This is a genomic window from Bacillus sp. DB-2 (genome assembly GCF_003315125.1).
GTDB lineage: Bacteria > Bacillota > Bacilli > Bacillales > Bacillaceae_G > Bacillus_A > Bacillus_A mycoides.
Genome location: NZ_QNRN01000002.1, coordinates 74,561 through 94,593 on the forward strand (window position 1 = coordinate 74,561; position 20,033 = coordinate 94,593).

Annotated in this window: 14 protein-coding genes, 3 pseudogenes and 1 riboswitch; of the genes and pseudogenes, 5 read left to right on the top strand and 12 right to left on the bottom strand. The window is 36.2% G+C overall.

Going from position 1 to position 20,033, the window contains the following annotated elements; genetic code table 11:
* Positions 1-19: 19 nt before the first annotated feature.
* From DET63_RS03390 to DET63_RS03400, 3 genes are all read right to left on the bottom strand, one after another.
* Positions 20-1,450 carry a sodium:solute symporter family protein gene (locus DET63_RS03390; RefSeq protein WP_113935853.1) on the bottom strand — a complete coding sequence of 477 codons (1,431 nt, stop codon included), beginning with the start codon at positions 1,448-1,450 and terminating at the stop codon, positions 20-22.
* Positions 1,451-1,473: 23 nt separating this feature from the next.
* Positions 1,474-2,430, bottom strand: coding sequence for an agmatinase (speB, locus tag DET63_RS03395; protein ID WP_113935854.1), 957 nt, complete (start codon positions 2,428-2,430; stop codon positions 1,474-1,476).
* Between the two features lie 280 nt (positions 2,431-2,710).
* On the bottom strand, positions 2,711-4,084 hold the full coding sequence (locus tag DET63_RS03400) for a sigma-54 interaction domain-containing protein (protein WP_113935855.1): 1,374 nt from the start codon (positions 4,082-4,084) through the stop codon (positions 2,711-2,713).
* 212 nt (positions 4,085-4,296) lie between these two features.
* On the opposite strand from DET63_RS03400, the pseudogene DET63_RS03405 reads away from it, so the two are divergent.
* Positions 4,297-4,446 (top strand): annotated as a pseudogene (locus DET63_RS03405) (IS5/IS1182 family transposase); the annotation flags it as partial.
* Positions 4,447-4,575: 129 nt separating this feature from the next.
* Here DET63_RS03405 and DET63_RS03410 read toward each other — a convergent pair.
* Together DET63_RS03410 and DET63_RS03415 are read right to left on the bottom strand one after the other, a co-directional pair.
* Positions 4,576-5,781: a M20 family metallopeptidase gene (locus DET63_RS03410; protein ID WP_113935856.1), complete on the bottom strand. Its 1,206-nt coding sequence runs from the start codon at positions 5,779-5,781 to the stop codon at positions 4,576-4,578.
* Between the two features lie 87 nt (positions 5,782-5,868).
* Positions 5,869-5,970: riboswitch (SAM riboswitch) on the bottom strand.
* Between the two features lie 75 nt (positions 5,971-6,045).
* On the bottom strand, positions 6,046-8,355 hold the full coding sequence (locus tag DET63_RS03415; protein ID WP_113935857.1) for an AAA domain-containing protein: 2,310 nt from the start codon (positions 8,353-8,355) through the stop codon (positions 6,046-6,048).
* A gap of 115 nt (positions 8,356-8,470) precedes the next feature.
* Here DET63_RS03415 and DET63_RS03420 point away from each other — a divergent pair, with 115 nt between their 5' ends.
* Entirely contained in the window at positions 8,471-8,863 is a 393-nt protein-coding gene (locus tag DET63_RS03420) for a VOC family protein (RefSeq protein WP_001145281.1), read from the top strand.
* 133 nt (positions 8,864-8,996) lie between these two features.
* Positions 8,997-9,200: pseudogene (locus tag DET63_RS31005) on the top strand (hypothetical protein); the annotation flags it as partial.
* An 18-nt stretch (positions 9,201-9,218) separates the two neighbouring features.
* Here DET63_RS31005 and tnpB read toward each other — a convergent pair.
* Positions 9,219-10,337, bottom strand: a complete 1,119-nt coding sequence (gene tnpB / locus DET63_RS03430) for an IS200/IS605 family element RNA-guided endonuclease TnpB (RefSeq protein ID WP_016101077.1) — start codon at positions 10,335-10,337, stop codon at positions 9,219-9,221.
* Positions 10,338-10,555: 218 nt separating this feature from the next.
* Here tnpB and DET63_RS03435 point away from each other — a divergent pair.
* Positions 10,556-10,741 (top strand): annotated as a pseudogene (locus tag DET63_RS03435) (hypothetical protein); the annotation flags it as partial.
* 52 nt (positions 10,742-10,793) lie between these two features.
* On the opposite strand, the gene DET63_RS03440 reads toward DET63_RS03435, so the two are convergent.
* The 6 genes from DET63_RS03440 to DET63_RS03465 all read right to left on the bottom strand — a co-directional run bounded on the left by DET63_RS03440 (position 10,794) and on the right by DET63_RS03465 (position 18,752).
* A complete protein-coding gene (locus tag DET63_RS03440; RefSeq protein WP_002142404.1) occupies positions 10,794-11,126 on the bottom strand; it encodes a DUF1904 family protein in 333 nt (110 codons plus the stop codon).
* A gap of 289 nt (positions 11,127-11,415) precedes the next feature.
* Entirely contained in the window at positions 11,416-11,721 is a 306-nt protein-coding gene (locus DET63_RS03445; protein ID WP_113935858.1) for a monooxygenase, read from the bottom strand.
* A 285-nt stretch (positions 11,722-12,006) separates the two neighbouring features.
* Entirely contained in the window at positions 12,007-12,357 is a 351-nt protein-coding gene (locus tag DET63_RS03450; RefSeq protein ID WP_113936093.1) for a DoxX family protein, read from the bottom strand.
* A 320-nt stretch (positions 12,358-12,677) separates the two neighbouring features.
* Positions 12,678-13,097, bottom strand: coding sequence for a MarR family winged helix-turn-helix transcriptional regulator (locus tag DET63_RS03455; protein ID WP_113935859.1), 420 nt, complete (start codon positions 13,095-13,097; stop codon positions 12,678-12,680).
* A gap of 469 nt (positions 13,098-13,566) precedes the next feature.
* Positions 13,567-16,764: a bifunctional P-450/NADPH--P450 reductase gene (gene cypD, locus DET63_RS03460; protein WP_113935860.1), complete on the bottom strand. Its 3,198-nt coding sequence runs from the start codon at positions 16,762-16,764 to the stop codon at positions 13,567-13,569.
* Between the two features lie 509 nt (positions 16,765-17,273).
* Positions 17,274-18,752, bottom strand: coding sequence for a DHA2 family efflux MFS transporter permease subunit (locus tag DET63_RS03465; protein WP_113935861.1), 1,479 nt, complete (start codon positions 18,750-18,752; stop codon positions 17,274-17,276).
* Between the two features lie 526 nt (positions 18,753-19,278).
* On the opposite strand from DET63_RS03465, the gene DET63_RS03470 reads away from it, so the two are divergent.
* The gene (locus DET63_RS03470) at positions 19,279-19,875 is read left to right on the top strand and encodes a hypothetical protein (protein ID WP_113935862.1); all 597 of its coding nucleotides are present in this window, start codon (positions 19,279-19,281) and stop codon (positions 19,873-19,875) included.
* Positions 19,876-20,033: the final 158 nt, after the last annotated feature.

The window sequence follows — 20,033 nt, forward strand, 5'->3', positions numbered from 1 at the left end:
AAATCATTGATTCATCTGTTTATGCATCTACATCTACATCTGCATTTGTATGCTGTTCTTTCCACTCTTCATACTTTTCAAATTCTGGTGACGTTAAATACGAAATGATGAAAATTGATAAAACACTACATGCCATCCCATATAAGATTGGATCTGTAGCCGAAAGACCTTGTACAATTAAACCAACTATCGTGACAATTGCACTTAAAATAATAGAGTAAAATGCCGCTTTGTCTGTTACGCGTTTCCAAAACAGCCCTAAAATTATCGGAAAGAATACCGATCCAGATAATATTGCATATGCAACATCTAACGCTACAATAACATCCTGAATCCAGACAGCACTAACCATTACGAATATTCCGATAATTAACGTTAAAATTCTTGAAGTTCTAATTACATCCTTTTCACTCATATTCTTAGATGTAGTACTTTTTATTATGTCGTTTACAATTAATGTTGAAGACGCTAATAGTGTTGCAGATGCAGTTGACATAAGAGCTGAAACAACACTTGCAATGACAATCCCTAATAAGCCTACTGGTAAAATTGTAATAGCCATTGTTATAAACGCACTTTGTGGATCACTTAAATTCGGAAAAACTACAGCAGCGCACATGCCAATTATACTGATTGCAACAGCATATAAAAGACAGTATACCCCTGCGCCAATTGTACCTTTTTTCGCAATCCCTGCAGTCTTGGCAGTAAAAATCCGCTGCCATATATCTTGGCCGATTAGTACCCCTAAACAATATAAGAGAAAGTACGAGAAAATTTTATCTCCACCAATGTTGGCTATTTCAAAATAACTATGTGGTAATTTTTCTTGAAGAGCAGACCAACCTCCAGCCTTATCTAAACTAAGAGGTAACATAATTGCAAATACTCCAATTGTCATTACAATAAACTGAAATATATCGGTCATCGTTACAGACCACATGCCCCCCAGTAATGTATACATAACAACTACACTACCGCCTAATAACATACAAAGTTTAATATCCCATCCTAGTAGTACATTTAATATAGTCCCCATTCCAATTACTTGCGTTACAGTAATCATCGTTACATATATAAATGTAATCAATGAAGTAATCACTCTTGTTTGTGAATTAAAACGTAATCCTAACAGTTCACTGATTGTAATTATTTTAAATCTTGATACTTTTTTCACTAAAAATATTCCTAATAGAATAATTCCGATTCCAATCATAACAACGAGCCATATCCCTGAAATACCAAATTCATATCCTAATCTTGCAGTTCCAATTGTAGATGCCCCACCAAGAATTACTGCGGCTAAACAGGCTAGATACATCACTAAACCTAAACTACGACCAGCAACCATAAAATCTTCAGATGTTTTTGCTTTCCTTGCCCCTATAAAACCAATACCAATAATAATTATAAAATAACCAGCCATTAGTAATATATCTACTGTATTCATAACATCCTCCTTTTCAATACATACTATTTTAGCCTTACTAAATTACGTCTTTTTTGCATCGCTACAAGAGTAATCATTTCATATGCAATACTTGATGCTGCAATTGCTGTAATTTCTCCACTATCATACGCAGGTAACACTTCGACTAAGTCAAATCCAGCAATATGTAATCCATCTAATCCTTGCATAAGTTCCACTGCTTCAATCGTTGTAGGTCCACCAATTTCAGGCGTTCCCGTTCCGGGTGCGTATGCAGGATCTATAAAATCAATATCAAATGAAACGAAAGTTACTGCATCCTTTACTCGTTCATGAATTCTCCGTAACACTTCTGTATATCCAATTTTCCGCACTTCTCTCATTGGAATAACTTCAAAACCTAACTCTCTTGCATCCTCTATATCATTTGGTCCATACAAAGGACCACGCATTCCTACTTGAATAGAATGATCGACATTAATAAGCCCTTCTTCAACCGCCCGTCGAAATGGAGTTCCATGCATATATTTTTCTCCATAGTAATGATCCCATGTATCACTATGCGAATCAAAATGAACAAGAGCTATAGGGCCAAATTGCTTTGCGAATGCTCTTAAATTTCCTAATGAAATAGAATGATCCCCGCCTAATATAATAGGTACAATCCTTTTTTCTAATAAAGGTGTTAAACCTTCTACGATGTTGTCATATGTACGATGAATATTACCAGGTACAATATCTAAATCTCCATAGTCTACCCCTGAACAATAATCAAAAATATCAATTGCTTGATCTGGATTATATGGACGTAATAAACTTGAAAAATTCCGAATATGATTCGGTCCTAAACGCGCTCCCACACGATACGACTGTGCAGTATCAAAAGGAATCCCTAGCACTGCAAAATCTACATTTTCAGTAGTATTTTTTTGTTCTAGTCTCATAAACGTTTTCACTCCACAAAAACGAGGTGACATAGCAGAATCCTTAGGTTTATACATCTTCTCACTCCTACCATTTATTTTTCTACAACTTTAAATAAAATAAATCTTACATTAGAGTATTCTTTGCCTCATACTCACTCATAAAGGTTGACTTATCAATTTATCCCCTACTTATTTTTCTTGTGCTAAATCTTAAAGTATTGAAAATAAGTATTTATATATAAGGCAATGTTCTCTCCTCCTTTGTATTGTTTATTAATGCAAATATCATGCCAATTTAGAAAAAAAGAAGAAGATGGACAAAAATGTTTCATCCATCTTCTCACCATTCATAACTTCAATTTATCTTATACTTCTTCAATTTTCTTACTACAGAGGGCTGACTTATCGCTAAATTCTCTGCTATTTTCACAGTCGTTTTATATTTTCTCTTAGCATCAAATAATACTTGCTTCTCTACCATTTCTAGTATTTCTGTAAGAGTTTGAGACGACTTTTTAACGAATTCATCACCACTCTTAGATTTATAGTAATCTGGTATATTTTCAATCGTAATAAGCTTTGAATGTGATGTAATCACGAGCCGTTCTATTATATTCATTAATTCTCTTACATTTCCTTTCCACTTTTGCTGTAATAAAATTTGTATGACCGCCTGATCCAATTCCCTCTCCCTTTTATATTGAGTACAAAATTTATTCAAAAATAAATAAATCAAATTCATAATATCTTGAGGTCGTTCACGTAATGGAGGAATCAAAATTGGTACAACGTATAAACGAAAATATAAATCTTGTCTAAATTTTTTATTCTCTACCAGCTCTTCTAAATCGCGATTTGTTGCGACAATAAGACGAAAATCTGCATTCTTCAGCTTTGTTCCACCAACTCGATAAAATTGTCTTTCTTCAATTAGCTTAAGAAGTTTTACTTGTTGTTCAAGTGAAAGCTCTCCTACTTCATCAAGAAACAAAGTTCCCCCATGAGCAAGTTCTGCAAATCCGGGTTTCCCATTTTTTTTCGCCCCTGTAAAAGAGCCAGCTTCATACCCAAAGAATTCAGCCTCAAATAAAGACTCAGGTATAGCTGCACAATTGACTTCAATAAAAGGTCCATATGTTCTTGGACTTTTATCATGAATATAACGAGCAATAGCTGTTTTTCCTACTCCTGATTCTCCAAGTAGAACTGTATTTACATCCACCTCTGCAACTTGATGTATTGTCTCCATTGCTTTATACATAGCAGGATCATCAGCAATTAACCCTACTGATGTAATTTTTTCACGCAGTGCAAGTTGAGCTTCCTCTTTCACACGTTCCAGTTCCTCTTGCATATGATCTAAATATTTTTGAATTTCTATCAAATCCGAAACATCATAAGAGTAGCTTACAACTCGATATACTTCACCTTCCTCATCCAATAGGGGTACTCCTGTTACTAGCAATTTATTTCCTGTCTTTGTAAGCTGAACAACTGTGATTTTCTCTTTTTTTTGTATGATTAACGGTGTCACAATCGGAGTAATAATACCTGTTCGTTCCAATTCATAAATAGAAGCACCGATTAAACTTTCATACTTAATTCCATATCTATCAGCGGTAAATTGTGTCGCTTTTAGAATCGTCCCATTTACATCTGTTACGATTAAATCATCCATTAAAGATTCCAATATCGTCTCTGTTTCAGAAATAAATTCTGTATATAACAATTTTTCACCACCATTCAAAATAAAGAAAATTCAGTCTATTTATTAATGAATATTTTATTTGATTTTGTATAGAAATGTAAAGCATAAGTTTTCTCATATTATTTTTCTTGCACTTGATACAACAAAAAAAACTCCCATTTTCAATTTATCTTCCACCTACTCACTAGACTGTGACCCTTCAAGTTCCTTGAGGAAGGAGTCTTATTGGCTAAATCGAGGCGAAAAATAGTGAGCTAAAGCATAGACACGGGTATGATGTGGCATCTTCCTCGGGTATGATTGGTATGCAAATACAAGGGGCGATGGTCATATTCGCAGTTAATTTAAAACGAATCATGACCTTAATGAAAGAAACAAGGTAAAAAAGCATAAGAAAAAGGCGACTTTCCGTTCAAGTTTGAACGAAAAGTCACCTTTTTGCATTGTACATATGTTTTACGAAAGGAAAAACGTAAGTTTTTCCTTTCGTAAAACCCACTCCCTTGAACCACCTACCCCTGATTCCTCTGCTCCTCCCTAAACTCCTCCTTAACCTTTTCTAACAAACCTTCTTCCGTAATTAATCGATAGGCTGTATTCGCTAGTGCTTTTGCGGATGTAATTAGCGCTTTATCTCCAAGTTCTGAACGTGCTGCTTCTCTAAATTCATTCGTATGCGCAATTAAGTCATCTGGTCCAATTTTAATGTACGGATGAATTGTCGGTACGACTTGGCTTACGTTTCCTGCATCTGTTGAGCCAATTCCTACTCTTTCTTTACGGTTTACATCTTCACCTAGTAGTTCTAACTCTTCCGCTACGACGTCATTAAATGTTTTTGTTACGAGCAATTCATCAATTTCATTTTGGAATTGATGAATTTTTACTTTTGTGCCTGTTGCTAATGCTGCCCCTTGTGCGATGTTTCTTACTTTCTCTGTTACTTCCGCACATCTTTTTCTCGTTGCTGCGCGGATGAAGAAGCGTGCCGCAGCGTAGTCAGGAATAATGTTAGGTGCTTTCCCGCCTTCAGTAATAACTCCGTGAATTTTCACATCTGACGGAAGTTGTTGGCGAAGTGCATTAATACTGTTATACAGCTGGATAATCGCATCTAATGCGTTAATTCCTTCTTCTGGTGAGGCTGCTGCATGAGCTGTTTTTCCGTAAAAATGAAAATCAAGTGGATCAACTGCTAGTGATGGACTCGTTGGAGCTGTTTTTCCGCTCGGATGAATCATAAGCGCCGCATCAATGTTTTTAAATAAGCCAGCTTTCACATAACTCGATTTTGCGCTACCATTTGGCCCGCCTTCTTCTGCTGGTGTTCCGAACACGACAACTTCTCCGCCAATTTCTTCAAGCGTTTCTGATAATGCTATCGCTGCTGCAACGCTAATTGTGCCAATTAAATTGTGACCACATGCATGACCGAGTCCTGGTAAAGCGTCATACTCGGCTAAAAATGCGATAACTGGTCCTTGTTTTCCTGAACTTTTCCGCGCGATAAATCCTGTTTCATGACCAGCTATATTGTGCTGCAACTGGAATCCTGCACTACCTAGTAATAAACTTAACGTTCTCGATGCATAAAATTCTTGGTTACCAATCTCTGGATTCGCATGAATATTATGACTTGTTTCTATGTACTTTTCCTTATTTCTTTCTATACTCTCTTCAATTGTTTTTCTTTGTGACGTTACTCCTGTCGCTCCCATTTTTCTTCCTCCTTTTATTTTCACGTAAAAAAGCCTCTTTCTAAAAGATAGAAAGAGGCTTCTGTATATACAGTCAAATGAGCTTCTTTCTTATCTTTCAAGTTACCTTGCTGGAATTGGCACAGTATTCATAAAGAATCCGCTGCCGAGGTGTCATAGGGCCAGTCCCTCAACCTCTCGTGATAAGAATTTTCATAAAATTATATTAAATTATTTTCATTCTAAGTTCATTCCAGGCAAAAGTCAAGGAATTCCTATCTGAATTTACCGAATATCTAAAAACCCTTTTAATACGCCAATTGTTTCAGGTGCTTGTAATCTTGCACATATGTACGGAAATTCCATACTACCTTCAAACATCATTTGAGATGTAAGAGGTGCTCCTGCCCAAAAGATTTCATCATCGATTACGATAAACGGGAATGCTTTATTTTGTCTTTGTAACTTTACATTTTTTAACGGAACTGGTCCATCACTATACACTGTTATTTGCGCATTTGTACGCATTAACGCTTGCCATACTCGCTTATCCACTTGCTTTGTACTTGGAAGTGAAATAATAATTTTTCGTTTTGCGGCTAAAACATCTTTCAATAACCCTTTCGGCTCTTCAAGATTCATTTCCATAAACCAGCGTAAACGTTTCGAAATTTTCCGCTCCCACAATTGTCTTGATGTCGTGCGATCATATACATCTCCGTGACGTTCTATATGAGCTGTTAATTGTGATAACGCTTGTTTCCTCGAAAGGTTTTTACGCATATAATGGCAATCTGATAATTGAATGAACTTCCCTCTCGCTCTCGTTACAGCTACATTGACGAGGCGATGGTTTTTATGGTCAAAGAATAACACGCCAGGTCGTTCTTGCGGATAACTATCAACCGTATCAAAGATCATCATATCTCTTTCAGACCCTTGAAACTTATGAACTGTCGCCGCTAAAACTGGTATGTTTTGATATTTCGTTTTCTGCAACATTTCTCTAATGCACGTTGATAAAAAGCGGGACTGTGCCCTGTAAGGCGTAACTACACCGATAGATTGAACACCGTCTAACAATCCAATTAACATCATTTGCATCGCTACTAAACCAGACATAATGTTAAAACGAGAACCTGAAGCAGCGTCTTTTAACGAAAAGGCGCCCATTAAGCTCGTATCAAATAAAACACTCGCCTCATTTGCGAACGGTTGCAGTTTCGCAAGTTCTTTACGCTCTGAAACAGATGGATGATCGTACACTCTATTTTTATAAATAAATGAATTCGTAAACTTCGATATATCCGTATGCATACGTCTTTGCTCCTGCAGCATAAAAAGGTTCGGATGTGCTTCTGATTTATTTACAGAATCAACAATCCCTGCATGATAAAACATATCTTCACCGAGCCATTTTCGAACGAGTTCATGGTTCGCCATCGCAATCGGAGGTAACTGTAAAAAGTCACCACAAACGACAATACGTTTCCCAAGTGAAGCAGCTAATGCGATTTGCGGAACATAAGCCATACTCACTTCATCTACGACAACTAAATCAAATGTACGCTCATAAATAAGTGAATCAATTGCACATTTCGATAAAGTCGCACCGATTACTTTCGCATTTTCAATGTATTCTTTTTCTACTTCTTTAATTTTCGCTTTTTGCTTTCGAAGATCACTTTCTATCTCTTGTATACGCTTCTTATCAGCAGAAGTCGCTTTATATGATAAAATCTTTTCACGAAGATCTTGTCGTGTCTCTTCTAAATAGAGTCTTTCTTCTCCCCAAGATCCATTCGTTGTTTCAACTAACTTCGATGCAAGTAACGTTTCATGATTTCTTATATGTTCATGTTGACTATAACCGTAACGAACAATTTCGCCAGGCGTCCATTTCTTTTTTTTCTCAATTTGCTTCGTTACTTCACTCATTAATACGTCAACTGCCGCATTACTATGAGCTAACACAAGTACCGATTTCCCTTTTTGATAATGAGCCGAAATAATACGTGATAAATTGTACGACTTCCCTGTTCCAGGCGGTCCCCACACATACGTTGTCGGATTGTAAAATGAACGATACGCCAATTCATTTTTCGTATTTTTCATCTTTTCAATATGTTTCGGGATGCTCGTCCCATCAACAAGACGCTTTATACGATTACGTTTCAGCTTATCTTTATGTGCCTCTTTCAATCGCTCTTGTAGTTGTTCTAACAGTTGCCACGGTTCACTGTATAAAACAGCTTCTCGTATTTCACCTTGTATATAATCATTTAATTTCAGTTCTATTTCTAATCCATGTACAGATAATACTTCCCCTGTCGCTTCCTCACCATCGAACTCAATTCGAATTGGTGAACCTTCAGGTAAGCTTACTTCCGAAATAAGCTGAAATACGTATACTGTACTTTCATAATCTGTATATAAAAAACGACCGTTCATGATAGAGATTTTACTACCACCTATCGTTTTCCAATGTTTAATTTCATATGCTAACGCATAATGCCACTCTTTCATCGTTTCCGATAATGAAGGAGTCTGAGTAGTTGCATTCATCGTATAATCTCCTTCCTTCTCCCCAAACATACTTTCTCACTATACCATATAACAAGCTAAAATTTGTAAGGTTTTTATCTTGCTTATTTTCTTAATTTTCAATAATATATTGTGTATAATTTTCAGAAAGAAGGAAGGAATCTACATGCCAGTTAGAAGAATCGAACACGTTGGACTTATGGTTGCAAACTTAGAAACATCTATCTCATTTTATGAAGAAGTAGTCGGCTTACAACTCATTAAACGTATGGGACATCCAAACCCAGACTTAAAACTCGCTTTTTTAGGTGTGGAAGAATCGAAAGAAACGATACTTGAACTAATTGAAGGTTACAACTCTTCCCTTCCGGCAGAAGGAAAAGTACATCACATTTGTTTTAAAGTGGATTCATTAGAGGATGAAATCGAAAGACTAAAGAAACAAAAAGTAACCTTTCTACTAGGAGAAGAAATTGAAACATTACCAGATGGAACACGTTACATATTCTTCGCTGGTCCTGATGGAGAATGGATTGAGTTTTTTGAGACGGAGAGATAAAGTAAACCTTTATTTTGCAGGATAGAAAAAGAGCCGGAATTCCGGCCCTTGTTTTTAACTAGTAACAATAAAACATACCTTCAATCCGAAAATTCACCTATATTAAAAACAATTATTTTATTAGGAGTAAAGAATGATAAATACAATCTATATTATTATTTTTTGGATCCTTATACTCTTTCCAATCCTTTATATAATTAAGATAAAACACTGGAATTTAAAAGTAGTTGCCGTATTTGTTGGAAGGATCCTATTAAGTATTATCTTTTTCTTGAACTACTCACCACTTAACGTCCTTACGGACTGTTTGAAGTGGGAGATTCCTAAGTACAGAAGCCTAGTGGCTTCTAATTCATTAGGCTATCCCCGTAGTTCCTACGGTTAGAAGCCTTAAAGCTTCATTTTTAAGATTGATACTTGCGTTAATATCTCTGTCGTGATGACTATTGCACTCAGGACAATCCCATTCACGAAGATTTAGATTCTTAACGTCTTTATTTTGATACCCACAACAAGAACATAATTGGCTTGAAGCAAATGTTTTGGATACCGGAATGACTTGTTTTCCATACCATTTTGCCTTGTATTCTAGCAACGTTCTAAATTGTGACCAAGATACTTCACTAATCGCTTTTGCTAACTTATGATTTTTTAGCATATTCGATACTTGCAAATCTTCTATACCGATAACATCGTGGTTTTTGATGATTTCAGTTGAGATTTTGTCCAAGTAATCCTTTCTAGCATTAGCTATGTATTCATGAATCCTAGCTATCCTTACTCGTTGTTTATTCCAGCGAGAAGATCCTTTCATTCTTCTAGAAAGAACACGCTGTGCTTTTGCCAACTTCTCTTCCAATGAGCGAAAAAATTTAGGGTTTTTATAGGTTGTTCCATCTGACAAAATGACGAAATCTTTTAATCCTACATCCATTCCAATATAAGAATGTGTTTTCGGAAGTTCTTGCACTTCTGTTTCAACTAACAATGACACAAAGTATCTGCCAGAAGGGTTCCGTCTAACCGTAGCATTTAAAATACGTCCCTTTACTTCACGACTTTTGGCAAATCGAACAAGACCTAGTTTCGGCAATTTCATTTTGTTTCCCACAACAGCAATGTTTTCATTTGTTTGTTTTGTGGTATAAGATTGTACGTTGTTCTTTTTAGATTTGAAACGCGGGGCACTGTTTTGTTTTTTAAAAAAGCGTGTATAAGCATCCGCAAGGTTGCGAACAGACGATTGAATAGCAATACTATCCACTTCTTTTAGCCAAACAAACTCTTTCTTCATTGCAGGAAGTTTGGCAGAGCATGTACCATATGTCAAACCTTTTCCTGTTTCTTTGTATGCATTATCCCATAGAGATAGGAAGTGATTGAATACAAAACGAGAACAACCAATCGTTTTATTGATCAGGATCGCTTGTGCTTTATTTGGATAGATACGAAATTTATACGCTTTATTGATCATCCTTCGTTTCACCTCCATTTCGATATATATATATCATATACCAAACGTACATTCGATTGATAGTGAAGTGATTATGACAAATTGTCCGGTAACACTTTACATATGTCGAACAATTAAGATGAATTGGCATCTCTTGTTCGATGCCAATTCATCTCCCTCCTACTCCCTAGGCTACGTCCTTCACGCTCCTTGAGGAAGGAGTCTTCTTGGCTAAATTGATAAATGGAATAGCTTTCGGAATGCAACGAAATTGGTCAGAGCCTCCCTATGAAACAGAATGGGATTTCTTTATAAAATCTTTATTAAACGGGAAAACTGATGCACTTATACACTTGGTACTTCTAATTATTATCATTACTTTGGATCTAGTCATCACATTTTATTATATTAATAAAAAGAAATAGGGTGTTCTCTCCTATTTCTTTTCTTAATGTTATAAAAATCTTTCAAATAGCTCTAACTTGCACAATGCTTCCCGTTAATATAATACGCTGATTCTGTGAAAACCGTAAATACAACCTCTACTTCTGGAAGTCCAAAATCCATTACATATGTAGTAATGGCCTTGGCAAATCGATCACGAATTTCCTGTCCACGCTCGAACCATTTCACTTCAATAAGAGGAAACGCTTCTATTTCTTCTCCATTGAATACAAACGTAGAACTTGGTAGTTCCAAGGTGAAATTATCCGTACCACACTCACAGATATCTGCGAGCTCTTCTACTAATGGCTTGCTTATGCTTTTTAATTGTTCAATAGTAATTCCACGAAACACAACATGCGGCATGTGAATCCCTCCGTTAGATAGCTTTATATTCGCTCACATCATAACACAATTTATTTTGCTGCACTAACATCTATTGGTACATTTCAATGACATTCTTAAGAATGATCATATGTTATTGAAGCAATACATGTATTGTAACCTGAAAAATAATAAAGGGGTATTGTCACATCGATATCAAACTATCAAAAAGAGATGACCCTAAATTAAAAAACACGCTATTCTTTCTGTAGCATCAATTCAAAAAAAGAAGGAGATTATCCCCTTCTTTTTTTGAATTACGTGCCCCTAATTATTTACTATAACCACGATTCAGTTTCGTTAACTTTTCATTGATGTGAAAAATTCTTACTCTAATATCTTTAACACCAGATGCTTGAAGTCTATTCTTGTGCATTTCTCCATATTTTTCAGCATCTTGTTTTTCTTCAAATACATAGATGCCTCCTGCTTCTTTCGTTTTTTGATTCTCCGTCCATATTTTCCAATGGAATCCGTCTTCTTCATTAATACTTTTTGCTAAATCCAAAAATGCTTTTTCCATTTCTTCACCAAAAGGACCTTCAAACGGAAAATCAACTTGTAGTAAATATGCCATTTTCACTCACTCCTAAGTTCAATATTTTCAATTCGAACGCAGATAATATCTTAAATGAGTACTGCTATTACTCCTGCACTCATTTGAAATTTCACCTGCATTTTCACCCCACACTGATTATTAGCCTTCACCAATCGGGCTTTTATGGGCAGCCCGACTCCCACCTAACTCCCTCGCATTCGCCGAATTTTGAGGTAGGAGTCTTACTGCCCGTTAATGCGGGATAAAATAATTACAAAATGATAGCAACTTGAACACATACCGTTTAACGGTTTACTATTATGTTTAAAAAATATGATATAAACTTATCCCTAAACTAAGGACAAACAAAACAAGCGCAGGTATCGCTTTCTTAAAGGGATCTCCCGCTAATACAATAAGAGTTAATGCAGCTGCAAGCATAGTACCGCCTAACAAAAATCCTGCCAATAAAGCTGCTATTGGGACCCAAATTCCTATCAACATTCCAATTGCTCCTACAATCTCAAAAGCCCCAGTTAAGAAATTTAAAAACGAAGGTAAACCAAATCGTTTGAACTCATCTGCCATTTTCCCAGATATAATTTTCGAACCTGTCATTAAAAAGAACAGAAACAACATAACTTTTACAGTATTAATTAATATTAAAATAGTAATCACATCTTTCTTATTTATTTGATAAAAACTCAGTATTGTTCATATAGTAGCTACTGCCTTTACCCTATTGCTTGAGATTAACCTTATTGAGGTTGATTCAATGTAAATTCCTCTTTTCAATGTTAAAAGGATGAACAGTACATGCTATAGCATGTATCGTACGGAAATTTGACTAGTACTAGTCAAAAAATTCATCTTAAATCACATATCATACAAAATAAAGCTATCTCCCCATTCCTTCAAACAAAATTACATGCTATAGCATATACAATACAGATTGTGTTCCTTATAAATAGCATAGCATCAATAAGGAACACATATTAATAGCGCGTATCATACAATTTGTTTAATAATGATTGTAATTGTTTAATCTCTTCTTCTCTCAAATTACTCGTAACGAAATGGTGAGCGTCTTTCACTACAGGCAAGATTGTTTTCTTTAAATCGTCACCTTTTTCAGTTAAAAAAAGGTTGTGTGAACGCCTATCTTGGTCATTCAAAGCCTTCTTTACAATCCCTTTTCTCTCCATTGACTGTATCATTCTTACGACAGTAGTTTGATCTTTATCAATAGCTTCTGCTAACTCTTTTTGAGTAGTACCCCTTTGGCTACAAAGAACACTAATGATCCCCCACTGCTCTGGCGTAACTCCATAAGGCTTTAATCTCTTAGTAAAATAATTAGTCATTTTCACATCAGTACGATGAACAAGATAGCCTATTAAATCATGTAAATTCATATATCACCTCTATAAATTAAAATATAAAAGGGCATAGCATATCAATCAATTATTCACAGTGAATTTGTTTGTTTTACTAATTATATGCTATGGCATATACATTAAAGTAGGGCATTTTAATTGTCAAATGATTTATCTACTATTTTTCTACGGCAAGATTCATTCAAGCGGTTATATCCCCCATCGATTTGACACTGTGCTAAAAACTGTTCAGCCAGTGCGCGAAGGTTTAAATTTCAAATCACGTCAATAAATCGGTTAACACCATGCCCATCAAGCTAAGATTATGTAGCTTTGGTTTCATATAAGATTTTTTCTTTTTCTAAAGTATCAGTCCAGCTTATTTAAAATAAGAAAATCCCGTATTCAATAAAAATACGGGATTTTTATAAATAAGTTTATTATTTAAATCAACAATTATTCGAAACAAGTTCATTGGTTACATATTACTTATCTAATTAAGAAGAATTTAGATTCCGGCCCAAACATCTTTTCCATATCGCCCTTCATCTTGCACACGATCCAGCCAATTCCTTGCTTCTTGTTCACTGACTTCATGAATTTCTTGATATGCTTGACAAAGGGTGTCTTCTACGTCAGGAGCCATTTTACTTCCATCACCACATATATAAAGATGCGCTCCATTATCTAATAACGAAATTAAATTGATTCTATCTTGTTTTATTAAATGCTGTACATATGTTTTAGGATATCCTTCTAGGCGAGAAAAAGCTGTGTGTAAAGAGATTAATCCATCTCTTTCATCATTTTCTAGTTCTGTACGATAGAGATAATCCTTTTCAGGATGACGACAACCAAAATATAGATGTGCTTGTCCTAAGTTAATACCTTTTTGCTTTTGAACACGACGCGCTTGCAAGAATCCACGGAATGGTGCAATTCCAGTACCTGGTCCAACCATGATAATTGGTGTTTCTGGATTTTCAGGTAATTGAAAGTTTGATTGTGGCGTTCGAATGAAACAGATAATCTCATCTTTATTATGACGCTGAGCTAAATAATTAGAAGCGACTCCTTCATATGTCCCTACCCCACTCCATGCAGGTGCATTAACAACACCAACCGTAATGCTCAGACGATCCTGTGCAACGAGTGGAGAGCTTGAAATAGAATAGTAACGCGGTTTGAGCGCAGGAAGAAGTTCTAAAAAGCGTTCAAATCGGAGTTCACAAGCCTCATACTTTTCAAGAAGATCCAACATTGACATACGTTTCTTTAATATTTGTTCATGATAAACTCCCTCTTCCAATAATGATTCCAATTCCTTTTTATGAGGAGGGCATGCTGTAAATGTCACCATTTCTCGTATTTGTGCTCGAGTGGCTGCTTCTTGAATTTCTACACTATAACTAAGAAGGTCAAATAAACTAACAGGACTGTCTAAAGGTATGTGATTTACACTTCGTCCACTTGCACTCAATATGACTTGATCCTTCCCATTTAATCCAAAGCGTTTTAAAATTCGGTTGACATTTTTCTCACTATTAATTGGCAGCACCCCAAGGTGGTCACCTTCTTGATACGTAGCGCCTTCTGGCAAGGATATCTCAATATGTCGCGTGCTTCTTTCACTGCTAGATGATTGAAGTTCACGATTTTCTAGTATAGATGCATAAACTGCTTCATATGTTCGCGCAAGAGGAGATCCTCCAAGACGACTAACAAATTGTAAACTTAATGTACTACGTTCTTTCTCAATGTTTTTGTTAAGTTCCAATCCAAATGCCTTCATCGCATCAGACCACATACTTTGTTTCCATTGCTCGAGCTGTTCCTCGAAATCACCACTTGCATCCGCTTCTCCACGTGTAGAAAATCTTGTTGCTCCTTTTTGAGCCATTTGCTCATCAATGTATCTTGGAATTCGCTGATAAGTACTAGCCCAATTATGATCTCCACAACCAAAAACTGTGTATTGAACACCTTTTAGCTCATCCGATTTTAATTCCTCCAACCATTGCACAAACTGCCCTGCATTACTTGGTGGTTTTCCATTATAAGAAGAAGTTACAATAAGAACCGCCCCTTCTTTTGGCAGACTTCCAATTCGATCGTTAAGTGCTACCACTTCCGTTTGAACACCTTCTAAACTAGCTGTATCTGCTAGTTCTCTTGCAATACCTTCTGCTACCCCTGTATCCGATCCATACAGAACAAGAAGCGAAAGATTATCGGCTCCAATAATAGAAGGAGTCTTCTGAACTTGCTGTTCGATTTCATCGTTTTTCAGTTTCTCCTCTATAGGCGCAAGAACAGTAGTATGGCTAATAGTTTGATTTCGGGGTAGAATCCTAATTTTAAAATCACCAGGCTTTAGCGTTAATGTTTGTTTTACGTCCAGCTGATAGTCTTGATAATCGATGAATTCAAAATGTTGAAGAAGCATCCCCATTACGAGTGTGGCTTCATGAAGTGCAAACTGCATACCGATACATGCTCGTTGACCATTTCCAAATGGCTTATAAGCATGATGGGGAATCTTATCCAGCTCTTCAAATCGTTCAGGTTGGAATTCTTCCACATTGTCTCCCCACGCGTCTTTATCCCTATGTAGCTGTGGAATAAGAACAGAAATACGATCTTCTCCTTTCTTAATTGGATATTTCCCACCAATCACTGTATCTTCTTTTGCATAGAGACTGAATGCTGGAGCAGTAGGCCATAGACGTAGCGATTCATTTAAAATCATCCGGATATACTTTAATTTCATAACTTGTTGGTATGTTGGAGTGGGATCTGTTAAAACCCGATCTACTTCTTCATAGGCTTTTTTCAATTTATCTGGATTCTTTAATAAAAAATAGATTGCAAAAGATAATAATCCACTTGTTGTTTCATGCCCAGCTATTAAAAAAGTGATAATTTGGAAACGAATATTTTCATCATCTAATTTTTCACCAGTTTCCGGATCCTGCACATTTAACATACGGGAAAGTAAATCATTTTCTTCCTGATTTCCACTACTTTTACGTTCAGCAATAATATTATCTACTAAAGAAAACATAGATTGAATATCATGCTGAAATTGACGTTTCGTTCTCCACATGAGTTTGTCTTCTATATCCAGCCGCTGTAATTGGTGCATCGCCTCATCTAGAGCGCGGCTCATGCTAGTAATAAAAGGATGAGAGGTCTCACGATAAAAGCTATTAAATCGATAATTAAAACCACATAGACCAATTGTATCCAATGTAAGGCGAGTCATATCCTCCGGAACATCTACGTTTTCATTCGGATTAAGCCGTGCCCATTTTTGAACGAGTTGTACGGCAATATCGACCATCATAGCATGATAATCTTTCATTGCCCGTTGGCTGAATGTAGGCATCAAAATATTATGAGCTTTTTTCCAGTTTGGCTCGTGAGTCTCGCTTGTAAATAACCCGTCTCCAGCAAAGGCACGAACCTTTGCTAAAGCACCCTCTATACTTTTATCGAACCGTGTTTCATCACAGACTTCTGCTACCAGTTCATGTCCAGAAACGACAATGATGGTATCACTTAAAGTTTGAATTCGAAAAATGGGACCATACTCTTCCGCTATCTTGATAAAGGATAGGGTCGGTTTATCTTTATCGATTAATGGGAGATTCCCCAGCAATCCATATGTTTTCGGTTGAGGAATGGCAGATACTTTTTTATCCATTAAAAACACCCTTTCAAAAAAGCATGAAATAAAATATCCCATTCAATAAAAAGAAGATAGCAATGAATCGCCTGGGATAAAGATATGTAATTGATTACCTTATTTTATCTTTTCCCTAACTATTCACGATTATGATATTGCTTATAAGGTTGGTAATCTAAGTTGTTTGTTGATATTAGATTTATAACTTGCAGAGAAAATACTAAATTAAAATGAAGCGTATTATTATAATGTTTATCAGAAATTGAGAGCTAAAGATTGTAGTATTGGGAAAATCAGTAGTTTCTAATGTCAATTCAAACAAATACGATAAGCAAGTATACTGTTGTGTTACTAATGAAAAAGGATCTGATATGAATATCAGATCCTTTTTACTATATATAATTATTTCACTGGTTCTTTTCCAAATTTAAATACCGCGCCTTAGCAGCAGAAAATTGCATTTCTTCATAGTCTAACTAAACAGCAAAAAAACTTGTAGGAATCATTATCTAGAGTTTTATTTTGCTCTACCGATTTAACCTCTCGACAGCTTCCGCGCTTGTATCTACACGTTTAACGAAAAAAACTAATAGTAGTGCAACAACATTCATGCCAAGCGCTACATAGAATGAATATTGAATTCCAGATAATAAAGCCTTCTGAGTTAGCATTGCCTTCGTAGCTTCTGTGAAGGTTGTTGGATCTACATCAACCATTAGGCTCTCAGCTTTTGTTTTTGTTACAGAATTCATAATCGTAACAAGAATAGCAGTACCAATCGAACCGGACACTTGTTGAGCTGTATTATTAACAGCCGTACCGTGCGGATTTAAGCGAGTTGGTAATTGATTAAGGCCATTTGTCATAAGTGGCATCATCACCATCGCCATCCCAAACATCCGCAGTGTGTAAATAAGAATAATATGTGTGTGACTAGAGTCAATTTGCAGGTTTGCCAACATATAAGTTGAAACAGCTGTAATGGAAAGTCCTACTATGCCAAGAATCCGAGGGCCATATTTATCAAATAGTTTACCTGTAATTGGTGACATAACCCCCATTATTACCGCACCTGGAAGCATCATCAGCCCAGAGCTCAGCGGCGAAATACCGCGGACGTTTTGTACATAAGCTGGTGTTAAAATCATACCCGAAAACATGGCCACTGCGTTGACAATTGCAATTACAGACGCAAGTGCAAACATTGGATACTTGTAAACACGTAAATCCAATAACGGTTCATTCATTTTTAATTGACGGATAATGAAAGTAATTAGGGCAATAGCACCTATGATTAAGGTTGTTAAAACAACTTTATTCGTCCAACCTTCGGAGCTTGCGGAACTGAATCCATATAACAAACCGCCAAAGCCGACAGAAGATAATAATAATGAGAGATAATCAAGTTTTGCATTTTTGTTTTGTCTCATGATATTCTCCGATTTCCAAATCCCTAACAATAAGCTAATGATTGCTAACGGTAAAATCATTTCAAAAAGCAAACGCCAGTCATAATACTCTACAATATAACCTGATAGTGTCGGTCCAATTGCTGGAGCTGTAATCATAACTAATCCAAAAATACCCATTGCTGTTCCCCTTTTTTCTCTTGGAAAGCTTACTAGCATAATATTCATTAACAAAGGCCCCATGACTGAAGAACCTGCTGCTTGAACCATCCGGCCAGTAAGTAATAAACTAAAGTTCGGTGCTAAAGCCGCTAAGGCCGTACCAAGAATAAAAATCACCATAGATGTAATAAATAAGCTCCTATTGGAGAAGCGGGTTATTAAAAATGCTGATGCCGGAATTAATATACCACTTACAAGCATATACCCTGTAGAAAGCCACTGGATCGTTGAATAATCTTTAATGTCTAAATCCTTCATTATTGATGGCAAGGCTACATTTAAAAGCGAGTTGTTTAGAAATGAAACAAATGCCCCAATAAAAAGGATTACAAGCATTAAATATGGTGGTTTTCTTTTATGTAATGTTTTACTCATATATTTATTTGCCCCTTCATTATAAATTCCATTGATTCGTTTAAGTCGTTTGCATATCTGCACAAGAATACATTGTCCTTGCAGTATTTTGCCAAACTCTTCGAAGGGATATTCTCTTTTTAGCAATTCTAATTACTCAACATAACATTTTAAATGTCTTTTTTATTGATTAAACCTTTATAAACATTTAAATAAGATTTTGAATGAATATTTAAACACGTTTGTTAACCGAAATTAAATTAGGCTGAAATAAACAAAAGGAGCAACTGAAAATACCCTTCTAAAATAAAGTGAAACTTTACTCAGTGGGACTTTTACAGGCAGTCCCCCCTCAAACTTCTTTGCTTTCGCTGAATTTTGAGGGGGCGGTGTCTTACTGCCCACAAATAGCGGGATAAATCAACAAGACCACACACCCATTCTTTTAAATACGGGCTTGTAAATCTAGTTATGTAACCATCCATAAAAAGGAATATTACATAGGCTAAGTCTAACATTACATTTTTAAAGTGAGGGGAATAAGCTTATGCACCAATATTGGTATTTGAATTCAAATGGAAACGGGGAGCAATATAATAACCAAATTGCAATGTCATCATTATATTTACAGCCCCAAATAGCTAAAGCTGAGGGAATGAATGATTTGAAGATTCCTGAGAATTGGAGTTGTCGAGTCTATCCATTTGGTTGGGATTCACCAGCCAATTATACGGGTTTCAATCCCGGGCCCCCTCCCTTCTCTTGGGGTCAGCCAATCCATTATGCAGGGATGATGCCCCAAGGACATCCTGCTAATTGGGCTCCATTACAAGGCCATGCAGGTTTTAATTTTCAAAAACCTCCCATCTCCTGGCCCCAACCATTCAATCATACAGGGATGTTCGCACAGGGTCATATTGCCGCTTTACTATCACCGCCAGCCAAAGCTTTTAATTTTAATACCAATAATAACTGGGGTGTTTTTGGAAATTCTCCAGGATGGGGAGGACAGATAAATCCCATGGGATGGGGGAATAACGGGCAGCCAGGAATGCTTGGAAACTTACTGACAGCAGGAAAAGGCACCATGAATGGAATCGGAATGCTTAGTAGTCTAATCGGTATGGGAAAATTCTTCTTTTAGTTAATTAGAACGGGAGGATAGGTCCATAGCTCAAACATGCCCCCTCAATGTATTTATTGTATAGGTTCCAGTACTCCCTCCAAGTTCGTTTCCTCTCCTTTCAAATTATAAAAAACATCTATTACCTTGTATGTGATAACTTGATAGAGGTGTGGTGA

What these genes read in the sequence shown, in the direction of transcription:
- DET63_RS03390 (WP_113935853.1), bottom strand. Translation starts at nt 1,450, where the DNA reads ATGAATACAGTAGATATATTACTAATGGCTGGTTATTTTATAATTATT.
- speB (WP_113935854.1), bottom strand. Translation starts at nt 2,430, where the DNA reads ATGTATAAACCTAAGGATTCTGCTATGTCACCTCGTTTTTGTGGAGTG.
- DET63_RS03410 (WP_113935856.1), bottom strand. Translation starts at nt 5,781, where the DNA reads ATGGGAGCGACAGGAGTAACGTCACAAAGAAAAACAATTGAAGAGAGT.
- DET63_RS03415 (WP_113935857.1), bottom strand. Translation starts at nt 8,355, where the DNA reads ATGTTTGGGGAGAAGGAAGGAGATTATACGATGAATGCAACTACTCAG.
- DET63_RS03420 (WP_001145281.1), top strand. Translation starts at nt 8,471, where the DNA reads ATGCCAGTTAGAAGAATCGAACACGTTGGACTTATGGTTGCAAACTTA.
- tnpB (WP_016101077.1), bottom strand. Translation starts at nt 10,337, where the DNA reads ATGATCAATAAAGCGTATAAATTTCGTATCTATCCAAATAAAGCACAA.
- DET63_RS03440 (WP_002142404.1), bottom strand. Translation starts at nt 11,126, where the DNA reads ATGCCGCATGTTGTGTTTCGTGGAATTACTATTGAACAATTAAAAAGC.
- DET63_RS03445 (WP_113935858.1), bottom strand. Translation starts at nt 11,721, where the DNA reads ATGGCATATTTACTACAAGTTGATTTTCCGTTTGAAGGTCCTTTTGGT.
- DET63_RS03455 (WP_113935859.1), bottom strand. Translation starts at nt 13,097, where the DNA reads ATGAATTTACATGATTTAATAGGCTATCTTGTTCATCGTACTGATGTG.
- cypD (WP_113935860.1), bottom strand. Translation starts at nt 16,764, where the DNA reads ATGGATAAAAAAGTATCTGCCATTCCTCAACCGAAAACATATGGATTG.
- DET63_RS03465 (WP_113935861.1), bottom strand. Translation starts at nt 18,752, where the DNA reads ATGAGTAAAACATTACATAAAAGAAAACCACCATATTTAATGCTTGTA.
- DET63_RS03470 (WP_113935862.1), top strand. Translation starts at nt 19,279, where the DNA reads ATGCACCAATATTGGTATTTGAATTCAAATGGAAACGGGGAGCAATAT.